This window comes from Pseudonocardia sp. OZ21, from assembly GCF_059359135.1.
Genome location: NZ_JCADBN010000005.1, coordinates 92,973 through 110,034, shown reverse-complemented (window position 1 = coordinate 110,034; position 17,062 = coordinate 92,973). Strand labels below are relative to the sequence as shown.

General features: G+C 73.9%; 16 protein-coding genes. 11 read left to right on the top strand and 5 right to left on the bottom strand.

The features are described 5' to 3' along the window. Positions 1-81: 81 nt before the first annotated feature. Positions 82-1,167, top strand: a complete 1,086-nt coding sequence (locus AC5L35_RS13495; RefSeq protein WP_495059953.1) for an epoxide hydrolase family protein — start codon at positions 82-84, stop codon at positions 1,165-1,167. 12 nt (positions 1,168-1,179) lie between these two features. On the opposite strand, the gene AC5L35_RS13490 is transcribed toward AC5L35_RS13495, so the two are convergent. From AC5L35_RS13490 to AC5L35_RS13470, 5 genes are all read right to left on the bottom strand, one after another. Further along, complete coding sequence (locus AC5L35_RS13490; protein WP_495059952.1) at positions 1,180-2,682, bottom strand: 1,4-alpha-glucan branching protein domain-containing protein; 1,503 nt, start codon at positions 2,680-2,682, stop codon at positions 1,180-1,182. After that, positions 2,679-3,413 (bottom strand): class I SAM-dependent methyltransferase, encoded by a 735-nt coding sequence (locus AC5L35_RS13485; protein ID WP_495060379.1) that lies wholly within the window; start codon positions 3,411-3,413, stop codon positions 2,679-2,681. Before AC5L35_RS13485 ends, AC5L35_RS13490 begins: the two co-directional genes overlap by 4 nt. Positions 3,414-3,570: 157 nt before the next feature. Next, positions 3,571-3,882, bottom strand: coding sequence for a hypothetical protein (locus AC5L35_RS13480; RefSeq protein WP_495059951.1), 312 nt, complete (start codon positions 3,880-3,882; stop codon positions 3,571-3,573). Positions 3,883-3,898: 16 nt separating this feature from the next. Further along, entirely contained in the window at positions 3,899-4,876 is a 978-nt protein-coding gene (locus AC5L35_RS13475) for a DUF302 domain-containing protein (protein WP_495059950.1), read from the bottom strand. An 80-nt stretch (positions 4,877-4,956) separates the two neighbouring features. Then, positions 4,957-5,088: a hypothetical protein gene (locus AC5L35_RS13470; protein WP_495059949.1), complete on the bottom strand. Its 132-nt coding sequence runs from the start codon at positions 5,086-5,088 to the stop codon at positions 4,957-4,959. A gap of 255 nt (positions 5,089-5,343) precedes the next feature. Here AC5L35_RS13470 and AC5L35_RS13465 point away from each other — a divergent pair, with 255 nt between their 5' ends. From AC5L35_RS13465 to ligA, 10 genes are all read left to right on the top strand, one after another. Next, entirely contained in the window at positions 5,344-6,129 is a 786-nt protein-coding gene (locus AC5L35_RS13465; protein ID WP_495059948.1) for an electron transfer flavoprotein subunit beta/FixA family protein, read from the top strand. Positions 6,130-6,158: 29 nt separating this feature from the next. Further along, positions 6,159-7,106 (top strand): electron transfer flavoprotein subunit alpha/FixB family protein, encoded by a 948-nt coding sequence (locus AC5L35_RS13460; protein ID WP_495059947.1) that lies wholly within the window; start codon positions 6,159-6,161, stop codon positions 7,104-7,106. 131 nt (positions 7,107-7,237) lie between these two features. Continuing rightward, the gene (locus AC5L35_RS13455) at positions 7,238-8,002 is read left to right on the top strand and encodes a GNAT family N-acetyltransferase (RefSeq protein WP_495059946.1); all 765 of its coding nucleotides are present in this window, start codon (positions 7,238-7,240) and stop codon (positions 8,000-8,002) included. Further along, positions 7,999-8,901 (top strand): lysophospholipid acyltransferase family protein, encoded by a 903-nt coding sequence (locus AC5L35_RS13450; RefSeq protein WP_495059945.1) that lies wholly within the window; start codon positions 7,999-8,001, stop codon positions 8,899-8,901. Before AC5L35_RS13455 ends, AC5L35_RS13450 begins: the two co-directional genes overlap by 4 nt. Positions 8,902-8,991: 90 nt before the next feature. Then, on the top strand, positions 8,992-10,203 hold the full coding sequence (locus AC5L35_RS13445) for a cysteine desulfurase family protein (RefSeq protein WP_495059944.1): 1,212 nt from the start codon (positions 8,992-8,994) through the stop codon (positions 10,201-10,203). Continuing rightward, the gene (mnmA, locus tag AC5L35_RS13440) at positions 10,200-11,276 is read left to right on the top strand and encodes a tRNA 2-thiouridine(34) synthase MnmA (protein WP_495059943.1); all 1,077 of its coding nucleotides are present in this window, start codon (positions 10,200-10,202) and stop codon (positions 11,274-11,276) included. The genes AC5L35_RS13445 and mnmA overlap by 4 nt, the downstream gene beginning before the upstream one ends. A gap of 85 nt (positions 11,277-11,361) precedes the next feature. After that, positions 11,362-12,171, top strand: coding sequence for a DUF1206 domain-containing protein (locus tag AC5L35_RS13435; protein ID WP_495059942.1), 810 nt, complete (start codon positions 11,362-11,364; stop codon positions 12,169-12,171). Positions 12,172-12,287: 116 nt separating this feature from the next. Continuing rightward, the gene (locus tag AC5L35_RS13430) at positions 12,288-13,358 is read left to right on the top strand and encodes a uroporphyrinogen decarboxylase/cobalamine-independent methonine synthase family protein (protein WP_495060378.1); all 1,071 of its coding nucleotides are present in this window, start codon (positions 12,288-12,290) and stop codon (positions 13,356-13,358) included. 37 nt (positions 13,359-13,395) lie between these two features. After that, positions 13,396-14,496, top strand: a complete 1,101-nt coding sequence (locus tag AC5L35_RS13425) for a pyridoxal-phosphate-dependent aminotransferase family protein (protein ID WP_495059941.1) — start codon at positions 13,396-13,398, stop codon at positions 14,494-14,496. 129 nt (positions 14,497-14,625) lie between these two features. Beyond that, positions 14,626-17,025, top strand: a complete 2,400-nt coding sequence (gene ligA / locus AC5L35_RS13420) for an NAD-dependent DNA ligase LigA (RefSeq protein ID WP_495059940.1) — start codon at positions 14,626-14,628, stop codon at positions 17,023-17,025. The last annotated feature ends 37 nt before the right edge of the window (positions 17,026-17,062 follow it).

Here is a 17,062-nt window from a genome sequence, read left to right as displayed (position 1 = left end):
AACTGTTGGCCCTACCCACGATTAGGTCTATCGTGGTCCTGACCAACGTTGGCCCAGCCAACAATCACTCAGGAGGCGCCCGTGATCACGCCGTTCCGCATCGACGTCCCTCAGGCGGATCTCGACGACCTGGCCGAGCGGCTGGCTCGTACCCGCTGGCCCGACGCCCTTCCCGGCGTCGGCTGGGACCACGGCATTCCGGTGGACCGGGTGCGGGAACTGACCGACCACTGGCGCACGGCGTACGACTGGCGCCGCCCCGAGGCCGAGCTGAACCGGTACCCGCAGCTCGTCACGGAGATCGACGGCCAGCGCGTCCACGCCCTGCACGTGCGGTCCACCGACCCGGACGCGCTGCCGCTCGTCCTCACGCACGGCTGGCCGGGGTCGATCGTGGAGTTCCTCGACGTCATCGCCCCGCTGTCGGAGGACTTCCATCTCGTGATCCCGTCGATCCCCGGTTTCGGCTTCTCCGGTCCCACCCGGGAGCGCGGCTGGGACGTGCCCCGCGTCGCCAGGGCCTGGGCCGAGCTGATGCGCAGGCTGGGCTACGACCGCTACGGCGCCCAGGGCGGCGACTGGGGGTCCGCGATCTCGCGCACGCTGGGCGCCGTCGCTCCCGAGCACGTCGTGGGCGTCCACCTGAACTACCTGCCCACCCCGCCGCCTGCGGCGGGGGAGGAGGACGCCCGCCTGTCCGAGTCCGATCTCGCGCGGCTGGCACGGACCCGGCTCTACCTCGCCCACCAGCCGGGGGTCCGGGTGCTCAACGGAACCCGTCCGCAGGTGCCGGCGTACGGGCTGTCCGACTCGCCGGTCGGACAGCTGGCCTGGCTGGCCGACACGTTCGCGGAGTGGGGCGATCCGGGCTGCACGATCGATATCGACCGCCTGCTCACGAACGTGATGCTCTACTGGCTCACCGGCACGGCCGGGTCGGCGCCGCGCATGCACCGCGAGAGCACGGCCGGACCGCTGCCCTGCCCGGTGCCGGTGGGCGTGGCCGTCTTCGCGCACGACGTCACCCTGCCCGTACGGGTGCTCGCCGAGCGGCTCTACCGGATCACCCGCTGGACCGAGTTCGACCGCGGCGGTCACTTCGCCGCGCTGGAGGTGCCCGACCTGTTCGCGAACGACGTCCGCGCGTTCTTCCGGAGCCTGTGCTGACGGCCCCCTAGCCTAGAGCGCGCGGGCGTCCACGTGGCCGAAGGGGCGGCCGGGCCAGGACGCGATGCGGCGGGTGGCCGCCGTCCGGCTTCCGTCCGTGAGGAGGCCGGCCAGCTCCTCCACCCGGCCGGCGTGCCCGTACGCGCGCGACCGTGCGTAGTCGGCCGCCGAGTCCTTGCTGACCATGAAGGCCCAGTCGCTCGACAGCGCGAGGAGCGCCTCCTGCGCGAGCACGTCGCGCACCGGGTCGCGCGCCAGGCCCGGTGCGACGCTGCTCAGCAGCGTCTTCTGCACCTGTTCGTTCAGCCCCACGAGGTCGGCCACCTGGTCGCCCGCCCACACACGCCAGTCCTTGCCCGACCCCCATGACGACGGCGGCAGCTCGACCGGCTCGCCGACGAGCCCGGCGTCGGCGGCACCGCGCAGCGTGGTCACCCGCACGCCCGCTTCGGGCAGAGCCCGCAGCACCGCCTCCAGCCAGGCAGGCCCCTCGTGCCACCAGTGCCCGAACAGCTCGGTGTCGAAGGCGGCGACGGTGAGCGCGGGGCGTCCCAGCCGTTCCCGCAGGCCCAGGAGGCGTTCCCGGACGACCGACACGAAGTCGGCGGCGTCGCGGGCCACGGCAGCGGCGGCACGCGCGGGGTCGTAGGGCTGCTTGTCCTCGGGAGCCACCTTCCGCCCCGTGACGCGGGCGGGCTTGAGTCCTGACGGGTGGTCGAACGTGTGGAAGTCGCGGTAGTCGCGGTCACCGGGATATCCCGAGCGGGGCGACCACACCCGGTAGGTCACGTCCAGATCCCGGCCGAAGGCGAGCACGTCCGAGCCTCCGGCCGGGCGCGCGAGCGCGGTGTCGCCGTGCAGCGCGGGCCCGTCGACGAGGAAGCGCCGCACACCGGCTGCGGCGTACCCCTGTTCCATGCCCGGCGCGTAGCCGCACTCGGGTGCCCAGATGCCTGCGGGCCGCGAGCCGAGCCGGATGGCGGTGTCGGCGAGCCCGGTCTCGAGCGCGAACGCGCGGACCTCGGGCAGCAGCAGCGGGCCGAACGGATGCGTCGCGGGCCCGCCGAGCAGCTCCAGCGCCCCGGCGTCGGCGAGGCGGCGCAGCACCGGCGACGCGCCGTGGAGCCAGCGCGACTCGAACAGCGCGAGAGCCGCGGTGGCGGCGCGGTGTTCGTGGGTGACCAGCTCCGGGAGCCGCGGGGCGGCCCCGTGGGCGCGCAGCAGCCAGCCGCCGAGCCAGTCGTGCATGCCGCGCAGGCAGTGCGGGTCGTCCAGCTGCGCGGCGAGCACGGGCGTGACCCCGAGCGTCAGCTGGTCGCGGAAGCCCTCGGCGGCGAGCCGCTCCACGACGTCGAGCACCGGGAGGTAGGCGTGCGCCCACGCCTGGTAGAGCCACTCCTCCCCGACCGGCCAGCGCCCGTGGTGGGCCAGCCACGGCAGGTGGCTGTGCAGGACGAGGCAGAACGTCCCCACCGGCTCGCGCTGTGACAATGATTCGCTCGCTGGCTCACTCATGGCAGACGCACCGCGACGGCGACGAGGTCCAGGCTCGCGTCGAGATCGTCCGCGGTGAGCTCGAAGTCGGCGCACGTCACCGAGGTGACGTCGCCGAGCAGGGCCGGGGGCCAGTCCGTGGCACCGACTGCCACCGCGACCTGCGCGCCGACGATCGAACCGCCGTGGCGGGTGTCGAGCTCGCGCAGCCGCGGACCGTGGTGCAGCCCGAGTACCTCGACGTCGGCGAACCCCGCGTCGCGAACCAGCCCGGCCAGCTCCGCCCCCGAGAGCTCACGGGTGTGGAAGGGGTTGAGCGGCGTGTCACGCCCGGGGGAGAAGGTGATCCGGTTGGGGGTGGAGACGAACAGCGCACCTCCGGGCCGCAGCACGCGGTGGCACTCGCGCAGGAACCGTTCCTGCTCCCAGAGGTGCTCGATCACCTGCAACGACACCACCGCGCCGCAGCTCCCGTCGCGCACCGGGAGCGCCACGAGGTTGGCCCGCGCGGACCCCACACGCGGATAGCGTCGGGCCACGTGCGCGGCCGTTGCCGCGTCGTAGTCCAGCGCCAGCACGGCGGCCGCACCGTCGGCCAGCAGGTCGGCGCCGTAGCCCTCCCCGCATCCCGCCTCCAGCACGACGGCGCCCGAGCAGCGCGGGAGCAGCTCCCGGTAGACCACCTCGTGGCGGCGGAACCAGTAGTTCTCCTGCGGTATGCCGGGTACGGTCCGCTCGCCCGTCAGGGGCAGGCCGGCGACCGGGACCTGATGCTCGCGGAGGGGTGGCCGCTCGCCTGCTCCGGCCGATCGTGCATGGGTCCTCACGCCGGGGACGGTCTCACGGCGGCCCGGCACCACTCGACGCGACCGCCGCGTCGCTGATGTTGCGGCGCCGCCCTCGGGAGCGTCAGCCCGACGCCCTCGGGTGCGGGGCGGGCGCGCCCCGGACGGTGAGCACGCCCCCCACGTCGTACCTGAGCCAGGCGAGCAGCGTGGTGTCGTCCAGGGTGAGGGGTACCCGTGGGCCCGACCAGCTCAACAGCGCCGTCGGCCGGTGGGCCAGCGCATCATTCAGCAGCGCGGCCAGCTCGGGGGTGGCCAGCACCGACACCCCGTTGTGGCTGACCGGCTTGCCGCCGGGCAGGCCCTCGGCTGCGTCTGGCCCGGTGCTGAGGACATAGCCGCAGCCCTGCCGGTCGTCGTACCCGGTCACGATCACCGTGTCGCTCCGTACTTCATTCGATGAGGCCGGCCGCGAGTCGCGCGAGCCGGTCGGAATCGGCGGCCATCCGCACGACATTCGGGTCGTCGGCCGCCACGCCGTGCCGGGCGGCGAGCCGGGCCACGTCGGGATAGCCGATCTGGGTGAGGTTCTGCTCGTCGAGCCACACGACGAAGCGCAGGGGCAGGTCGAGTCCGATGGACGGTGCGGCAGCGAGCAGCGGAGCCTCGGCCGCCGGGTTGCTGACGAAGACCACGGAGGTGGGCCGGATCGGCGGACCCGAGGCGGCCGATCCGGCGGCCAGGTCGACCACGGCGAGCGAGCGGGCGGGGGTGCGGTCGGCCTCGCGGCGCAGCCGCTCGACGGTGGCGGGGACGTCGACGCTGCCGAAGACGGTGACGAGGTGCCCGGACGGTGTGACGCCGACCAGCGGGGACCCCACCGGGATGCGGGCGCCCGGCACCGCATCGGTGAGGACGGCGGTGGTGGAGTCCCGCAGCGCATCGCGCGCGACGAGGTCGCCGATGCCCGACACCGCGGCGACGTAGTCGGCGCTGTCGACCGTGACGCTCACCGAGCCGTCGGCGGCCTGGCGCACCAGGTAGCGCTGCGGGAGTTCGGCGCCGGCGCGCTGGTCGATGCGCAGCAGCGGCCACTGTCCGGCCGGGGATCCTCCGATGACCAGCGTGGCTGCCGGGATCGTCACCCCGGCCTGCCGGGCCGCGGCGGTGTGGTCGACCACCGTGGCCACCGCGCCACCACCATCGGTGATCGCGCCCTGCACCCGCTGGACGGTGCCGGCGAAGTCGGTGCCCGCCGCCAGCAGGAACGTTCCCGGCGGCTGACCCGGTGCTGTGTGCGGTTCGAGCTCGACCTCGCCGTTGCCCGGGTTGCCACATGCGGCCGCGACGACGGCCAGCGTCATCGCCGCCCCCCATGTCCGGATCGTGTCGGATCTCCGGCTCGGGTGGGCTCGGACCAGGACGGACATGGCAGCTCCGCGTGTCGACGGGTGCCCGACCCTATCCGGGCTTCAGCGGCTCCGGGCGGCTGAAGCGTGGGGGCCGCCGGTCAGCGGCGGCGCAGACGCGCCAACAGGCCGCGGGCACGGTCCCGGTTGCGGGGGTCGGACGCCATGCGGCGTCCCTGGTCGGTGACGCGCCGGCCCTGCGGGCTGGCGAGGAAGCTCTTGATGCGATCCATGATGGGCATTTTGTCGGATACCCGGTCGAGTGGATCGCCACACGACGAACCGGCACCGATGCTCGCTCGGGTGAGGAGTTTCACCCGAGGGTCCGTTTGCGGGCTGGCTACTCGCCAGTAACAATTGCGCGATCCGGCTGGCCACGGCGCGGATCCGCGGGCGTGGCAGAGTCGGGCAGATGGACGCCGAACGCGAGCGTCCCCCGTGAGACCCACCGCGGCTCGTCCGCACCGGCAGGAGGTCGAAGAGGTCCGATGAACATCGTCGTGCTGGTCAAGCAGGTGCCGGATACCTACTCGGAGCGCAAGCTCAACTCGTCCGACGGCACCCTGGACCGGGACGCCACCGACGCGGTGCTCGACGAGATCAACGAGCGCGCGGTGGAGGCGGCCCTGCAGTTGAAGGAGGCCCACGACGGCGAGGTCACCGTCCTGACGATGGGGCCAGGCCGCGCCACCGACGCGATCCGCAAGGCGCTGTCGATGGGCGCGGACAAGGCGGTGCACCTGTCGGACGAGGCCCTGCACGGCTCGTGCGCGGTGCAGACCGCGCGGGCGCTGGCGAAGGTGCTGGGCACCGTCGAGGGCGGGTTCGACCTGGTGGTGGCCGGCAACGAGGCGTCCGACGGCCGGAGCGCCGCGGTGCCCGCGATGGTGGCCGACGTGCTCGGCCTGCCGGCGCTGACGCACGCCCGTGAGGTCACCGTCGACGGGTCCACGGTGACCGTCAGGCGCGAGACCGACGACGGCGTCACCCACCTCAGCGCGGAGCTTCCCGCGGTGGTGAGCGTGGGAGAGAAGATCAACGAGCCGCGCTACCCGTCGTTCAAGGGGATCATGGCGGCCAAGAAGAAGCCGGTGGCCACACTCTCGCTGGCGGATGCGGGGATCGACCCCTCCGAGGTGGGGCTGGCCACCGCGCTCACCACCGTGGCCTCGTCCCAGCCCAAGCCGCCGAAGAGCGGCGGGGAGAAGATCGAGGACGAGGGTGACGGCGGCGCGAAGGTGGCCGCGTTCCTGGTCGCCCAGAAGCTCATCTGAGAAGCGTTCGACGGGAAGAGGAGAAGCTCATGGCCGAGGTGCTGGTCCTCGTCGACCACCTCGAGGGTGAGATCAAGAAGAGCACGTTCGAACTGTTGACCGCCGCCCGCGCGCTGGGCGAGCCGTCGGCGGTGGTGGTCGGTGCCGCGGGCACGGCCGCCAAGCTGGCCGACGTGCTGAAGGAGCACGGCGCCGAGAAGATCTACGTCGCGGAGACCGACTCCGCCGACTTCCTCACCCCCGAGGTGGGGGTGCTGGCGTCGCTGGTCGAGTCGAAGGACCCGGCGGCCGTGCTGATCGCGGTGTCGGCCGACGGCAAGGAGATCGCCGGGCGGCTCGCGGTGCGCACCAACAGCGGGCTGCTCGGTGACGTCGTCGCCGTGTCCGCCGACGGCGTCACGCACTCGGTGTTCGGTGGCGCCTACATCGCAGAGGCCAAGGCCACCACCGCGCACCCCGTGATCACGCTGCGCCCGGGGTCGGTGGAGATCGAGCCCGCCGCGGGCGCGGGCGTGGAGGAGAGCGTCCCGGTGCCGGCGAGCCAGGGCAGGGCCGCCACCGTCGCGAGCCGGGAACCGATCGTGGGCGGGGACCGTCCGGAGCTCACCGAGGCGTCGGTCGTGGTGTCCGGTGGCCGCGGCGTGGGCTCGGCCGACGACTTCCAGGTCGTCGAGGCGCTGGCCGACTCGCTCGGCGCCGCGGTCGGGGCGTCCCGCGCCGCGGTCGACTCCGGGTACTACCCCCACCAGTTCCAGGTGGGGCAGACCGGCAAGACGGTGTCGCCGCAGCTGTACATCGCACTGGGCATCTCGGGGGCGATCCAGCACCGGGCCGGGATGCAGACGTCCAAGACGATCATCGCGGTGAACAAGGACGCGGACGCGCCGATCTTCGAGATCGCCGACTTCGGCGTCGTGGGTGACCTGTTCAAGGTGGCCCCGCAGCTCAAGGACGAGATCGCCAAGCGCAAGGGCTGATCTTCCCGCGCGGTCAGTGCCCCGGACGGTGAGCGCCGTCCGGGGCACGATCGGCGCTGTTCATCGGGTTGCCACCACCGGTCGACTCCCGCGGGGTTCGGCGTTCGCCCACGTCCCGTACCAACACCGGCGTGACCTCATCGCAGGTTCTGGCGCGTACTCCGCAGGCCGCAACCTCACGCTACTCGCTGTTGATCACCACTGACCCTGACGAGGTACGCGAGGCCCAACGGCTGCGTCACCGCGTCTTCGCCGGAGAGCTCGGCGCCGTGCTGCACACCCCGGAGCCCGGCCTCGACATCGACCACTTCGACGAGTTCTGCGACCACCTCGTGGTCCGCGACGACGTCACCGGCGAGATCGTCGGTACCTACCGGATGCTGCCGCCCGACCGGGCGCGCGCGGCGGGCGGGCTCTACATGGAGTCCGAGTTCGTGATCGACGAGCTGGCGCCGCTGCGGTCGTCGCTCGTGGAGACCGGACGGTCCTGCGTGCATCCCGACCACCGCGACGGGGCGGTCGTCGGGCTCGTCTGGGCCGGGATCGCCCGGTACATGCTGCTGACCGGGAACCGGTGGCTCGGCGGCTGCGCCAGCGTCCCGCTGGGCGACGGGGGCGGCCTCGCCGCCGGCGTCCGGGACCGGGTGCGCGCACGGCACCTCTCGCCGCAGCCGTACCGCGTGCAGCCGCTGCGGCCGTGGGACCCGACCGGGGCCGCGGCGCCGCGGCGGGTCCAGCTGCCCCCGCTGCTGCGCGGCTACCTGCGTCTCGGGGCGTGGGTGGCCGGTGAGCCCGCGCACGACCCGGACTTCGACTGCGCCGACTTCATGGTGCTGCTCGGCCTGGACCACATGGACGAGCGGTACGTCCGGTTCTTCCTGGGTGACGCGGAATGAGTGTCCCCGTGGCGCTGCCGCACCCGGCGCAGCCGACGGCGGGCTGGGCACCCTCGTCGCCGTGCGGACCGGGCTGCCTGCAGGACGACGACGGGGACCCCGCCTCCGGGCTGCGCATGGCCGCGCGACTGGTCCGGCTGGTCGGGCTGCTGCTCGTCGCCGTGCTGGTGGGCGCCGTGCTGGCCGTGCCGCTGCTGCGCGGCCCCGTGCGGGGTCACGCGCTGCGCGCGGGCTGCCGGGCCGCCCTGCGTGCGGTGGGGGTGCGGCTGCGCGTCAACGACGGTTTCTCCACCGACCGGTCGGGCGTGCTCGTCGTCGCCAACCACCTGTCCTGGATCGACGTGCTCGCCATGGGCGCCGTGCAGCCCGTGCGGATGCTCGCCAAGCAGGAGCTGCGGGACTGGCCGGTCATCGGAGGGCTGGCCGCGCGCACCGGCGCCCTGTTCGTGGACCGCGCCGGGCTCCGCTCGCTCCCCGCCACCGTCGCCGCCACGACGCAGGCGCTGCGCTCCGGGGCCGTCGTCGGCGTCTTCCCGGAGGGCACCACGTGGTGTGGCGCCGCGGCGGGGACGTTCCGGCGGGCGGCGTTCCAGGCGGCCGTCGACGCGGGGGCTCCGGTGCGACCGGTGGCGATCGAGCTGCGGCGCCCGGACGGGAGCCAGGACCGGTCGTCGGCGTTCGTCGGGGACCAGACGCTCTGGGACTCGCTCTCCCGGGTCCTGCGGCTGCCCGCCCTGGTCTGCGAGCTGACCGTGCTCCCGGTGATCCCGCCCGGCGCGGCGGCCGACCGGCGGGAGCTGGCCCGCCTCGCCGCGGAGGCGGTCGGGGCGCACACCGGCGTGACGCATTCGCATGCGCGGTACCACCCGTCCTGCGCCGCCGCCCCGGTGGCCGCATAGCCCGGGGGTGGCCCACTGCGCGGCGACTACTCTGGGGGCGCGTTCAATGACCGGGACGGGTAGCCGACCTGAATGGCAGCGTAGAGCTCAGTGACACCTCCAGCGATCTATCTCGACCACGCCGCCACCACCCCGATGCTCGACGAGGCGGTGGCGGCGATGACCGATGCGATGCGTCGCACCGGCAACGCCTCCTCGCTCCACACCGCGGGTCGGCGGGCCCGGCGCGCTGTCGAGGAGTCCCGCGAACGGATCGCGGCCGCGGTGGGCGCGCGCCCGTCGGAGGTCGTGTTCACCACCGGTGGCACCGAGAGCGACAACCTGGCGGTCAAGGGCCTGTACTGGACGCGCCGGGCCGCCGATCCGCGCCGCACCCGCGTGCTGGTCTCGGCGATCGAGCACCACGCGGTGCTCGACTCCGCGGAGTGGCTCGCCCACCACGAGGGCGCCGAGGTGGAGCTGCTGGAGGTCGACGAGGTCGGCAGGGTCCGCCCCGAGACGCTGCGGGCCGCGATCGCCCGCGACCCCGAGCGGGTGGCGCTGGTCTCGGTGATGTGGGCCAACAACGAGGTCGGCACCGTCAACCCGGTCCGCGAGCTCGCCGCCATCGCCCACGAGTTCGGCGTGCCGATGCACAGCGACGCCGTGCAGGCCGTCGGCGTCCTGCCGGTGGACTTCGCGGCCTGCGGGGCCGACGCACTCACCCTCACCGGCCACAAGCTCGGTGGCCCGATCGGAGTCGGCGTGCTGCTGCTCGGGCGGGAGGTGGCGCTCACCCCGCTCCTGCACGGTGGCGGCCAGGAGCGGGACGTGCGGTCCGGCACCCTGGACACCCCGGCCGTCGTGAGCCTGGCCACCGCCGTCGAGGTCGCGGCCACCGGCTCGGCCCGACGGGCGGCCACGATCGCCGGGCTGCGCGACGACCTCGTCGGCAAGATCCTCGCCGCCGTCCCGGACGCCACGCTCAACGGCGACCCGGGCGCCGGCGTCGTCGAGGGTGGCCCGTCGCGGCTGCCGGGCAACGCCCACCTGTCCTTCCCCGGCTGCGAGGGCGACAGCCTGCTCATGCTGCTCGACGCCCACGGCATCGAGTGCTCCACCGGCTCGGCGTGCACCGCGGGGGTGTCGCAGCCCAGCCACGTGCTGCTCGCGATGGGTGCCGACGAGGCCACCGCGCGCGGCTCGCTGCGGTTCTCCCTCGGCCACACCTCCACCCCCTCCGACGTCGACGCCGTGGTCGCGGTGATCGGTGCCGTGGTCGAGCGGGCGCGTCGCGCAGGGCAGCCAGCGGCCGTCCGATGAGGGTTCTGGCCGCGATGAGCGGCGGGGTCGACTCCGCCGTGGCGGCGGCCCGCGCCGTCGAGGCCGGGCACGACGTCGTCGGGGTGCACCTGGCGCTGTCGGAGACCCCGGCGGCGCTGCGTGGCGGGTCCCGGGGGTGCTGCTCACGGGAGGACGCGTCCGACGCCCGGCGGGCCGCCGACGTCCTCGACATCCCGTTCTACGTCTGGGACTTCGCCGCGCGCTTCACCGCCGACGTGGTGGACGACTTCGTCGCGGCGTACGCGGCGGGGCAGACCCCCAACCCGTGCCTGCGGTGCAACGAGAAGATCAAGTTCTCGGCCCTGCTGGAGCGGGCGCTCGGGCTCGGCTTCGACGCGGTCTGCACCGGGCACTACGCGCGTCTCACCGCCGGTGAGCTGCGCCGCGCCGTCGACGACGGCAAGGACCAGTCCTACGTGCTCGCCGTGCTCACGCGGCACCAGTTGGCACACGCGATGTTCCCCATCGGCGACACCGAGAAGCCCGCCGTGCGCGCCGAGGCCGCCGCCCGGGGCCTGCGGGTGGCCGACAAGCCCGACAGCCACGACATCTGCTTCATCCCCTCCGGCGATACCCGCGCGTTCCTCGGGGCCCGCGTCGGCGCCCGGCCGGGCGCGGTGGTCGACCACGCCACCGGCGAGGAGCTGGCCCGCCACGACGGCGTACACGGGTTCACGGTCGGGCAGCGCAAGGGCCTCGGCATCGACGCGCCGGCAGGCGACGGCCGCCCCCGCTACGTGCTGGGGATCGAGCCGGTCAGCGGCACCGTCCGGGTCGGGCCGGCGTCCGCGCTCGACGTCCGCACGATCGACGCCGCGCGTCCGGTGTGGAGCGCGGGAAGCGCCCCGGGCGACCGGTTCCCGTGCGTGGCCCAGGTCCGGGCCCACGGCGGGCTGGCCGCTGCGGTGGCCGTTCCGGCGGCCGACGGGCTGCGCGTGGAGCTCGACGAGCCGCTGCGCGGCGTCGCCCCTGGCCAGGCGGTCGCCCTGTACCGTCCGGACGCCGCGGGCGACGTGGTGCTGGGCAGCGCCACGATCACCGGGGCGCACTGAGCTCGCGCCATCCGTTCGCAGTTCTCCCGCCGAGTGGCGGTGCCGCCCGGCCCGCGGGACGCTTCGCGCGCACGAGGAGGTGCGCATGGTGTCCGACACCACCGGAGCGGCGGCGCGGGACGTGGTCCGCAGTGCACCCGTGGTCGTGCTCGGCCGCGTCGGTCTGGTCGCGTACGGGGTGGTGCATCTGCTGGTCGCCGCGCTCGCCGTGCAGGTCGCGCTCGGTGATCGGGAACGGGTCGACAAGAAGGGCGCGCTCCAGGCGATCGCCGAGCAGGGGGCAGGCGTGGCACTGCTGTGGGTGATCACGGTCGGGCTGGTCGCGCTCGTGGTCTGGCAGCTCGCCGAGGCCGTGTGGGGGCACCGCGGAGAACCGGTCGGGAACCGCGTGCTGCGGACCGCCGTCAACCTCGCGGAGGCGGCGCTGTTCGGCGTTCTGGCCTGGTCGGCCGGATCGGTCGCCGCGAGCGGAGGCGCACCGTCGCAGAAGCCGTCATTCGCCACGGTCGTCTTCGGCCTGCCCGGGGGCCCGCTGCTCGTGGGGCTCGCCGGCGTCGGGCTCGTCGTCGGGGGCGGCTACGCGGTGCACCGTGGCGTCATCCACGCGTTCCTGCGCGAGCTCGACCTGCGGGGCGCGGGGCTCAACCGGTCGCTGCTGGTCACCCGCATCGGGCAGCTCGGCTGGACCGCGCTCGGGCTGGTCTACGGGATCCCCGGCGTGCTGCTCCTCGTGGCCGCGGTGCGGTTCGACCCGGCACAGCCGACCGGCCTCGACGCCGGGCTGCAGGTCGTGGCCGACCAGCCGTACGGGCCGGTGGTCCTGATGGTCCTGGCTCTCGGACTGGTCGCGTTCGGGGTCTACTGCTTCTTCGACGCCCGGTACCGGAAGGCATGACCGCGCACGGCGGGTGGTAGACACCGGCCGTGAGTACCGATGACGCCCTCGAGGCCGCGATCGCAGCGGCCGGCCTGGCCGGGGCCACCCCGGGACAGACGGCGGGCGGCGGCGCGATGGTCGTGCCGGACCCGGTCGACGAGACCCAGGACGCCGCGCCGCTGCCGCGGTGGCCCGACGGCGCCGCCACGGGGGTCGGCTCGCTGCCCGGCACCGACCCGCGTGAAGCCGCCGCCGCGGTCGTGGGTGAGCTGCCCCTGTTGCCCTTCCTGCCGGAGCTACCCGCCCGCGGTGTCGGCGCCGACATGATCGGCCGTACGGCGGCGCTGCTCGTGGACATCGCCGTGGAGGTCGTGCCCAGCGGCTACCGGGTCACGGCCCGGCCGGGCGGCGACCACCGGCGCGCCGTCGACCTGCTGCGCACCGACCTCGACGCGCTCGACGAGGCCTGCGAGGTCGCCCGGCCGGGCTGGGTGAAGGTGCAGGTGGCCGGCCCGTGGACGCTCGCGGCGGCCGTCGAGGTGCACTCGGGACACCGGGTGCTCACCGACCACGGTGCGGTCAGCGAGTTCGCGGCGAGCCTGCTGGACGGGCTGCGGGTGCACATCGCGGAGGTGGCCGCCCGCACCGGCGCCCAGGTGCTGGTGCAGCTGGACGAGCCCACCCTGCCCGCGGTGCTGGCCGGCACGCTGCCCACCGCGTCCGGCTACGGGACGGTGCGCTCGGTGGGGCGGAACGAGGCGCAGGACGCGCTGCGCGACCTCGTCGCAGGCCTCGGGGTGCCGGTGGTGGTGCACTGCTGCGCGGACCGCCCGCCCGTGCGGCTGCTCGCCGACATCGGCGCCGCAGGCATCGGGATCGACGCCACCCGGCCCGTCTTCTCCGGCGGCACCGCGCTGCCCGCGGCGCTCGACACGCTCGGTGAGGTCTGGGACAGCGGCACGCCGCTGCTGCTGGGACTGGTGCCGGCGCTCGACCCCGGACGGCCGGTGACGTCGCGGCAGCTCGCCCGCCCCGCCTTCGACCTCGCGGACCGGCTGGGCTTCGACCGCTCGCGGCTCGCGACCCTCGCCGTACCCACCACGACCTGCGGGCTCGCCGGCGCGACCCCGACCTGGGCCAGGCACGCGCTGGCCCTGTCCCGGGAGCTGGGTGACGCATTCCTCGATCCGCCCGAGGAGTCCTGAGTCTTTTGTCCCTCCGGCCGCGCGTACCGTGCCAGGCATGCACGGTGACCGTCTGCTGCTCGGCCCGGGACCATCGACCCCGTACCCGGAGGCTGTCGAAGCGCTGGCCCGCCCGGTGCTCGGCCACCTGGATCCGGAGTACCTCGCGCTGATCCACGAGACCGGCGACCGGTTGCGCCAGGTCTTCCGCACGGAGAATCCGTTGACGCTCCCGGTCAGCGGCACGGGCTCCGCCGGCATGGAGGCCTGCCTCGCCTCGCTGCTGGAGCCGGGCGAGACGGTGATCGTCGGTGTCAACGGCTACTTCGGCGAGCGGCTCTGCGAGGTCGCGCACCGCGGCGGCGCGCGGGTGGTGCGGGTCGAGGCCCCGTGGGGCACCGCGCTCGACCCGGCCGACGTCCTCGCGGCGCACCGGGCCCACCCGCAGGCCGCGGTCGTGGCGGTCGTGGCGGCGGAGACCTCCACCGGCGTGCGCAACGACGTCGCCCCGCTCGGACCGGAGCTCGCGCAGACCGACACCCTGCTGCTCGTCGACGCCGTCACCGCGTTGGGCGGCACCCCGCTCGAGGTCGACGCCTGGCAGATCGACGCCTGCTACTCCGCATCCCAGAAGTGCCTCGGTGCCCCGCCCGGGCTCGCTCCGGTGACGCTCGGCCCGCGCGCCGTCGCGAAGATGCGGAACCGCACCACCCCGATCCACTCCTACTACCTGGATCTCGGCCTGCTCCACGACTACTTCCTGGCGAGCCCGCCGCGCTACCACCACACGGCGTCGTCCACGCTCGCGTACGCGCTGCACGCTGGGCTGGGACGGCTGCTGGAGGAGGGCGTGGAGTCGGTCTGGGACCGGCACGCTCGGGTCGGTGCGCTGCTGCAGTCCGAGCTTCCCGAGCTGGGCTTCTCGCTGGTGGCGCCCGACGGTGCCCGGCTCCCGCAGCTCACCACCGCGGTGCTGCCCGAGGGCCTGGAGGACGGACCGGCGCGCACGCGCCTGCTGGCCGAGTACGGGATCGAGGTCGGGGGCGGGCTCGGGGCGTTCGCCGGCCGGGCCTGGCGGATCGGCCTGATGGGCCACGCGGCCACGGAACGCTCCGTGGTGACCCTGCTGGGCGCGACAAGAGAGCTCCTGAAGGTCTAGACCCTCCGGGGATGAGTTCAGGAAAGCCACTTTGCTGCCCTCTGCGGGCCTGAAAGTGGCTTTCCTGAACTTCCTGACCTGGGGCGTCGGTATCTGAGACTGTCGGTTCGGCTCGGTAGCCTCACGGGCGTGAGCCCAGAACCTGCCCCCTCTGCCCCGCCGGTAGAGGCCCGTGAGCGGCACTCCCGGTTGGCGGCCGAGATCGCCGACCACCAGTTCCGGTACTACGTGCTCGACTCGCCCGTGGTCTCCGACGGGCAGTTCGACACGCTGTGGCGCGAGCTGGTGGCGCTGGAGGAGCAGTACCCCGAGCTGGCCACGCCGGAGTCGCCGACGCAGAAGGTGGTCGAGCGGTTCTCCACCGACTTCACCGCACACGACCACCTCGAGCGCATGCTCAGCCTCGACAACGCCTTCAGCGCCGACGAGATGCGCGGCTGGGCGGAGCGGGTCGCCCGCGAGGTGGGTGCGGAGAAGCTCCACTACCTGTGCGAGCTCAAGATCGACGGGCTCGCCGTCAACCTGCTCTACGAGAACGGCAGGCTCACCAGGGCGCTCACCCGCGGCGACGGCCGCACCGGTGAGGACATCACGCTCAACATGCGCACCCTCGAGGAGGTGCCCGTCCGGCTCACCGGCACCGCCGAGTTCCCGGTGCCGGCGGTGATCGAGGTACGCGGCGAGGTCTACTTCCGGCTGGAGGACTTCCAGGCGCTCAACGCGTCGCTGGTGGAGGCGGGCAAGCCGCCGTTCGCCAACCCGCGCAACACCGCGGCCGGGTCGTTGCGGCAGAAGGACCCGAAGGTCACCGCATCGCGCCATCTCCGGCTGATCTGCCACGGCTTCGGCAAGCGCGAGGGGTTCGCGCTGGAGCGCCAGTCCCAGGGCTACGACGCGCTGCGGGCGTGGGGGCTGCCGGTGTCGGACCGCACCGTGGTGCTCGACGGCGTCGCCGAGGTGGTCGCCAACGTCGAGTACTGGGGCGAGCACCGCCACGACATCGAGCACGAGATCGACGGCGTCGTCGTCAAGGTCGACGAGGTGGCGCTGCAGCGGCGGCTCGGGTCCACCTCACGGGCGCCTCGCTGGGCCATCGCGTTCAAGTACCCGCCGGAGGAGGCCACCACGAAGCTCCTCAACATCGAGGTCAACGTGGGCCGCACCGGGCGGGTCACCCCGTTCGCGCAGATGGAGCCGGTCGTCGTGGCCGGGTCCACCGTCTCGCTGGCCACGCTCCACAACGCCGACGAGGTGCGGCGCAAGGGCGTGCTCATCGGCGACCACGTCGTCATCCGCAAGGCGGGCGACGTCATCCCCGAGGTGCTGGGGCCGGTGGTCGATCTGCGCGACGGCTCGGAGCGCGCGTTCGTCATGCCCACCCACTGCCCCGAGTGCGGCACCCGGCTGGTCCGGCAGAAGGCGGGCGACGTCGACCAGCGCTGCCCCAACGCCCGCTCCTGCCCCGCGCAGCTGCGAGAGCGGCTCTTCCACGTGGCCGGGCGGGGCGCGTTCGACATCGAGGGGCTGGGCTACGAGGCGGCCACGGCCCTGCTCGCCTCCGGCGTGATGCAGGACGAGGGCGACGTCTTCACCCTCACCGCCGACGACCTGCTGCGCGTCGACCTGTTCCACACGAAGGCGGGGGAGCTGTCGGCCAACGGCCACAAGCTGCTGGCCAACCTGCAGGAGGCGAAGGACCGCCCGTTGTGGCGGGTGCTGGTCGGGTTGTCCATCCGGCACGTCGGGCCCACGGCCGCACAGGCCCTCGCCCGCGAGTTCGGCTCGATGGACGCGATCGAGGAGGCGGCGGAGGCCGCGGCCCGCGACACCGCCGCCGCGGGGATCCCGATCACCTCCGACGGCTCGGTCGCCGACCCCGACGATGCGGCCACGTCTGCCCTCATCCGCGAGGACCCGGTGGCTGTCGACCAGGTGGCTGTCGACCCGGTGGCTGTCGACGGTGCGGGTGCCGAGGGTGCGGGGGCGGACGGGGCCGCCTCGGCGGGCGGGGAGGACGTGCCGGAGGTCTCCGCCGAGGAGCGGGCCGCCGCGGTGGAGCGGGCTGCCCGGGTGGCGGCGCGGGCACAGTCGAAGGCCCTCACGGCGGCGCTGGCGCCGATCGCCGGTGTCGAGGGCGTCGGGCCCACGATCGCCGCCGCGGTCCGCGACTGGTTCACCGTCGACTGGCACCGGGAGGTCGTCGAGAAGTGGCGTGCTGCGGGCGTCCGGATGGTCGACGCGGTCGACACGTCGGTTCCGCGCACGCTCGACGGCCTGTCCATCGTTGTCACCGGCTCGATGGAGGGGTACTCCCGCGACGAGGCCAAGGAGGCCATCACGGCCCGCGGCGGCCGGGCGGCGGGCTCGGTCTCCAAGAAGACGGCGTTCGTGGTGGCGGGCGACGCCCCCGGCTCGAAGTACGAGAAGGCGCTGGAGATCGGCGTGCCGGTTCTCGACGAGGCCGGCTTCCGGGTGCTGCTGGAGCGCGGGCCGGATGCGGCGCGGGAAACGGCGACCGTTGAGGGATGAGCCCCCGATCGTGTCAGCCGTGAGTCCGTATGATCGA

What these genes read in the sequence shown, in the direction of transcription:
- mnmA (WP_495059943.1), top strand. Translation starts at nt 10,200, where the DNA reads ATGAGGGTTCTGGCCGCGATGAGCGGCGGGGTCGACTCCGCCGTGGCG.
- AC5L35_RS13475 (WP_495059950.1), bottom strand. Translation starts at nt 4,876, where the DNA reads ATGTCCGTCCTGGTCCGAGCCCACCCGAGCCGGAGATCCGACACGATC.
- AC5L35_RS13430 (WP_495060378.1), top strand. Translation starts at nt 12,288, where the DNA reads ATGGTCGTGCCGGACCCGGTCGACGAGACCCAGGACGCCGCGCCGCTG.
- AC5L35_RS13435 (WP_495059942.1), top strand. Translation starts at nt 11,362, where the DNA reads ATGGTGTCCGACACCACCGGAGCGGCGGCGCGGGACGTGGTCCGCAGT.
- AC5L35_RS13470 (WP_495059949.1), bottom strand. Translation starts at nt 5,088, where the DNA reads ATGGATCGCATCAAGAGCTTCCTCGCCAGCCCGCAGGGCCGGCGCGTC.
- AC5L35_RS13425 (WP_495059941.1), top strand. Translation starts at nt 13,396, where the DNA reads ATGCACGGTGACCGTCTGCTGCTCGGCCCGGGACCATCGACCCCGTAC.
- AC5L35_RS13450 (WP_495059945.1), top strand. Translation starts at nt 7,999, where the DNA reads ATGAGTGTCCCCGTGGCGCTGCCGCACCCGGCGCAGCCGACGGCGGGC.
- AC5L35_RS13460 (WP_495059947.1), top strand. Translation starts at nt 6,159, where the DNA reads ATGGCCGAGGTGCTGGTCCTCGTCGACCACCTCGAGGGTGAGATCAAG.
- AC5L35_RS13490 (WP_495059952.1), bottom strand. Translation starts at nt 2,682, where the DNA reads ATGAGTGAGCCAGCGAGCGAATCATTGTCACAGCGCGAGCCGGTGGGG.
- AC5L35_RS13465 (WP_495059948.1), top strand. Translation starts at nt 5,344, where the DNA reads ATGAACATCGTCGTGCTGGTCAAGCAGGTGCCGGATACCTACTCGGAG.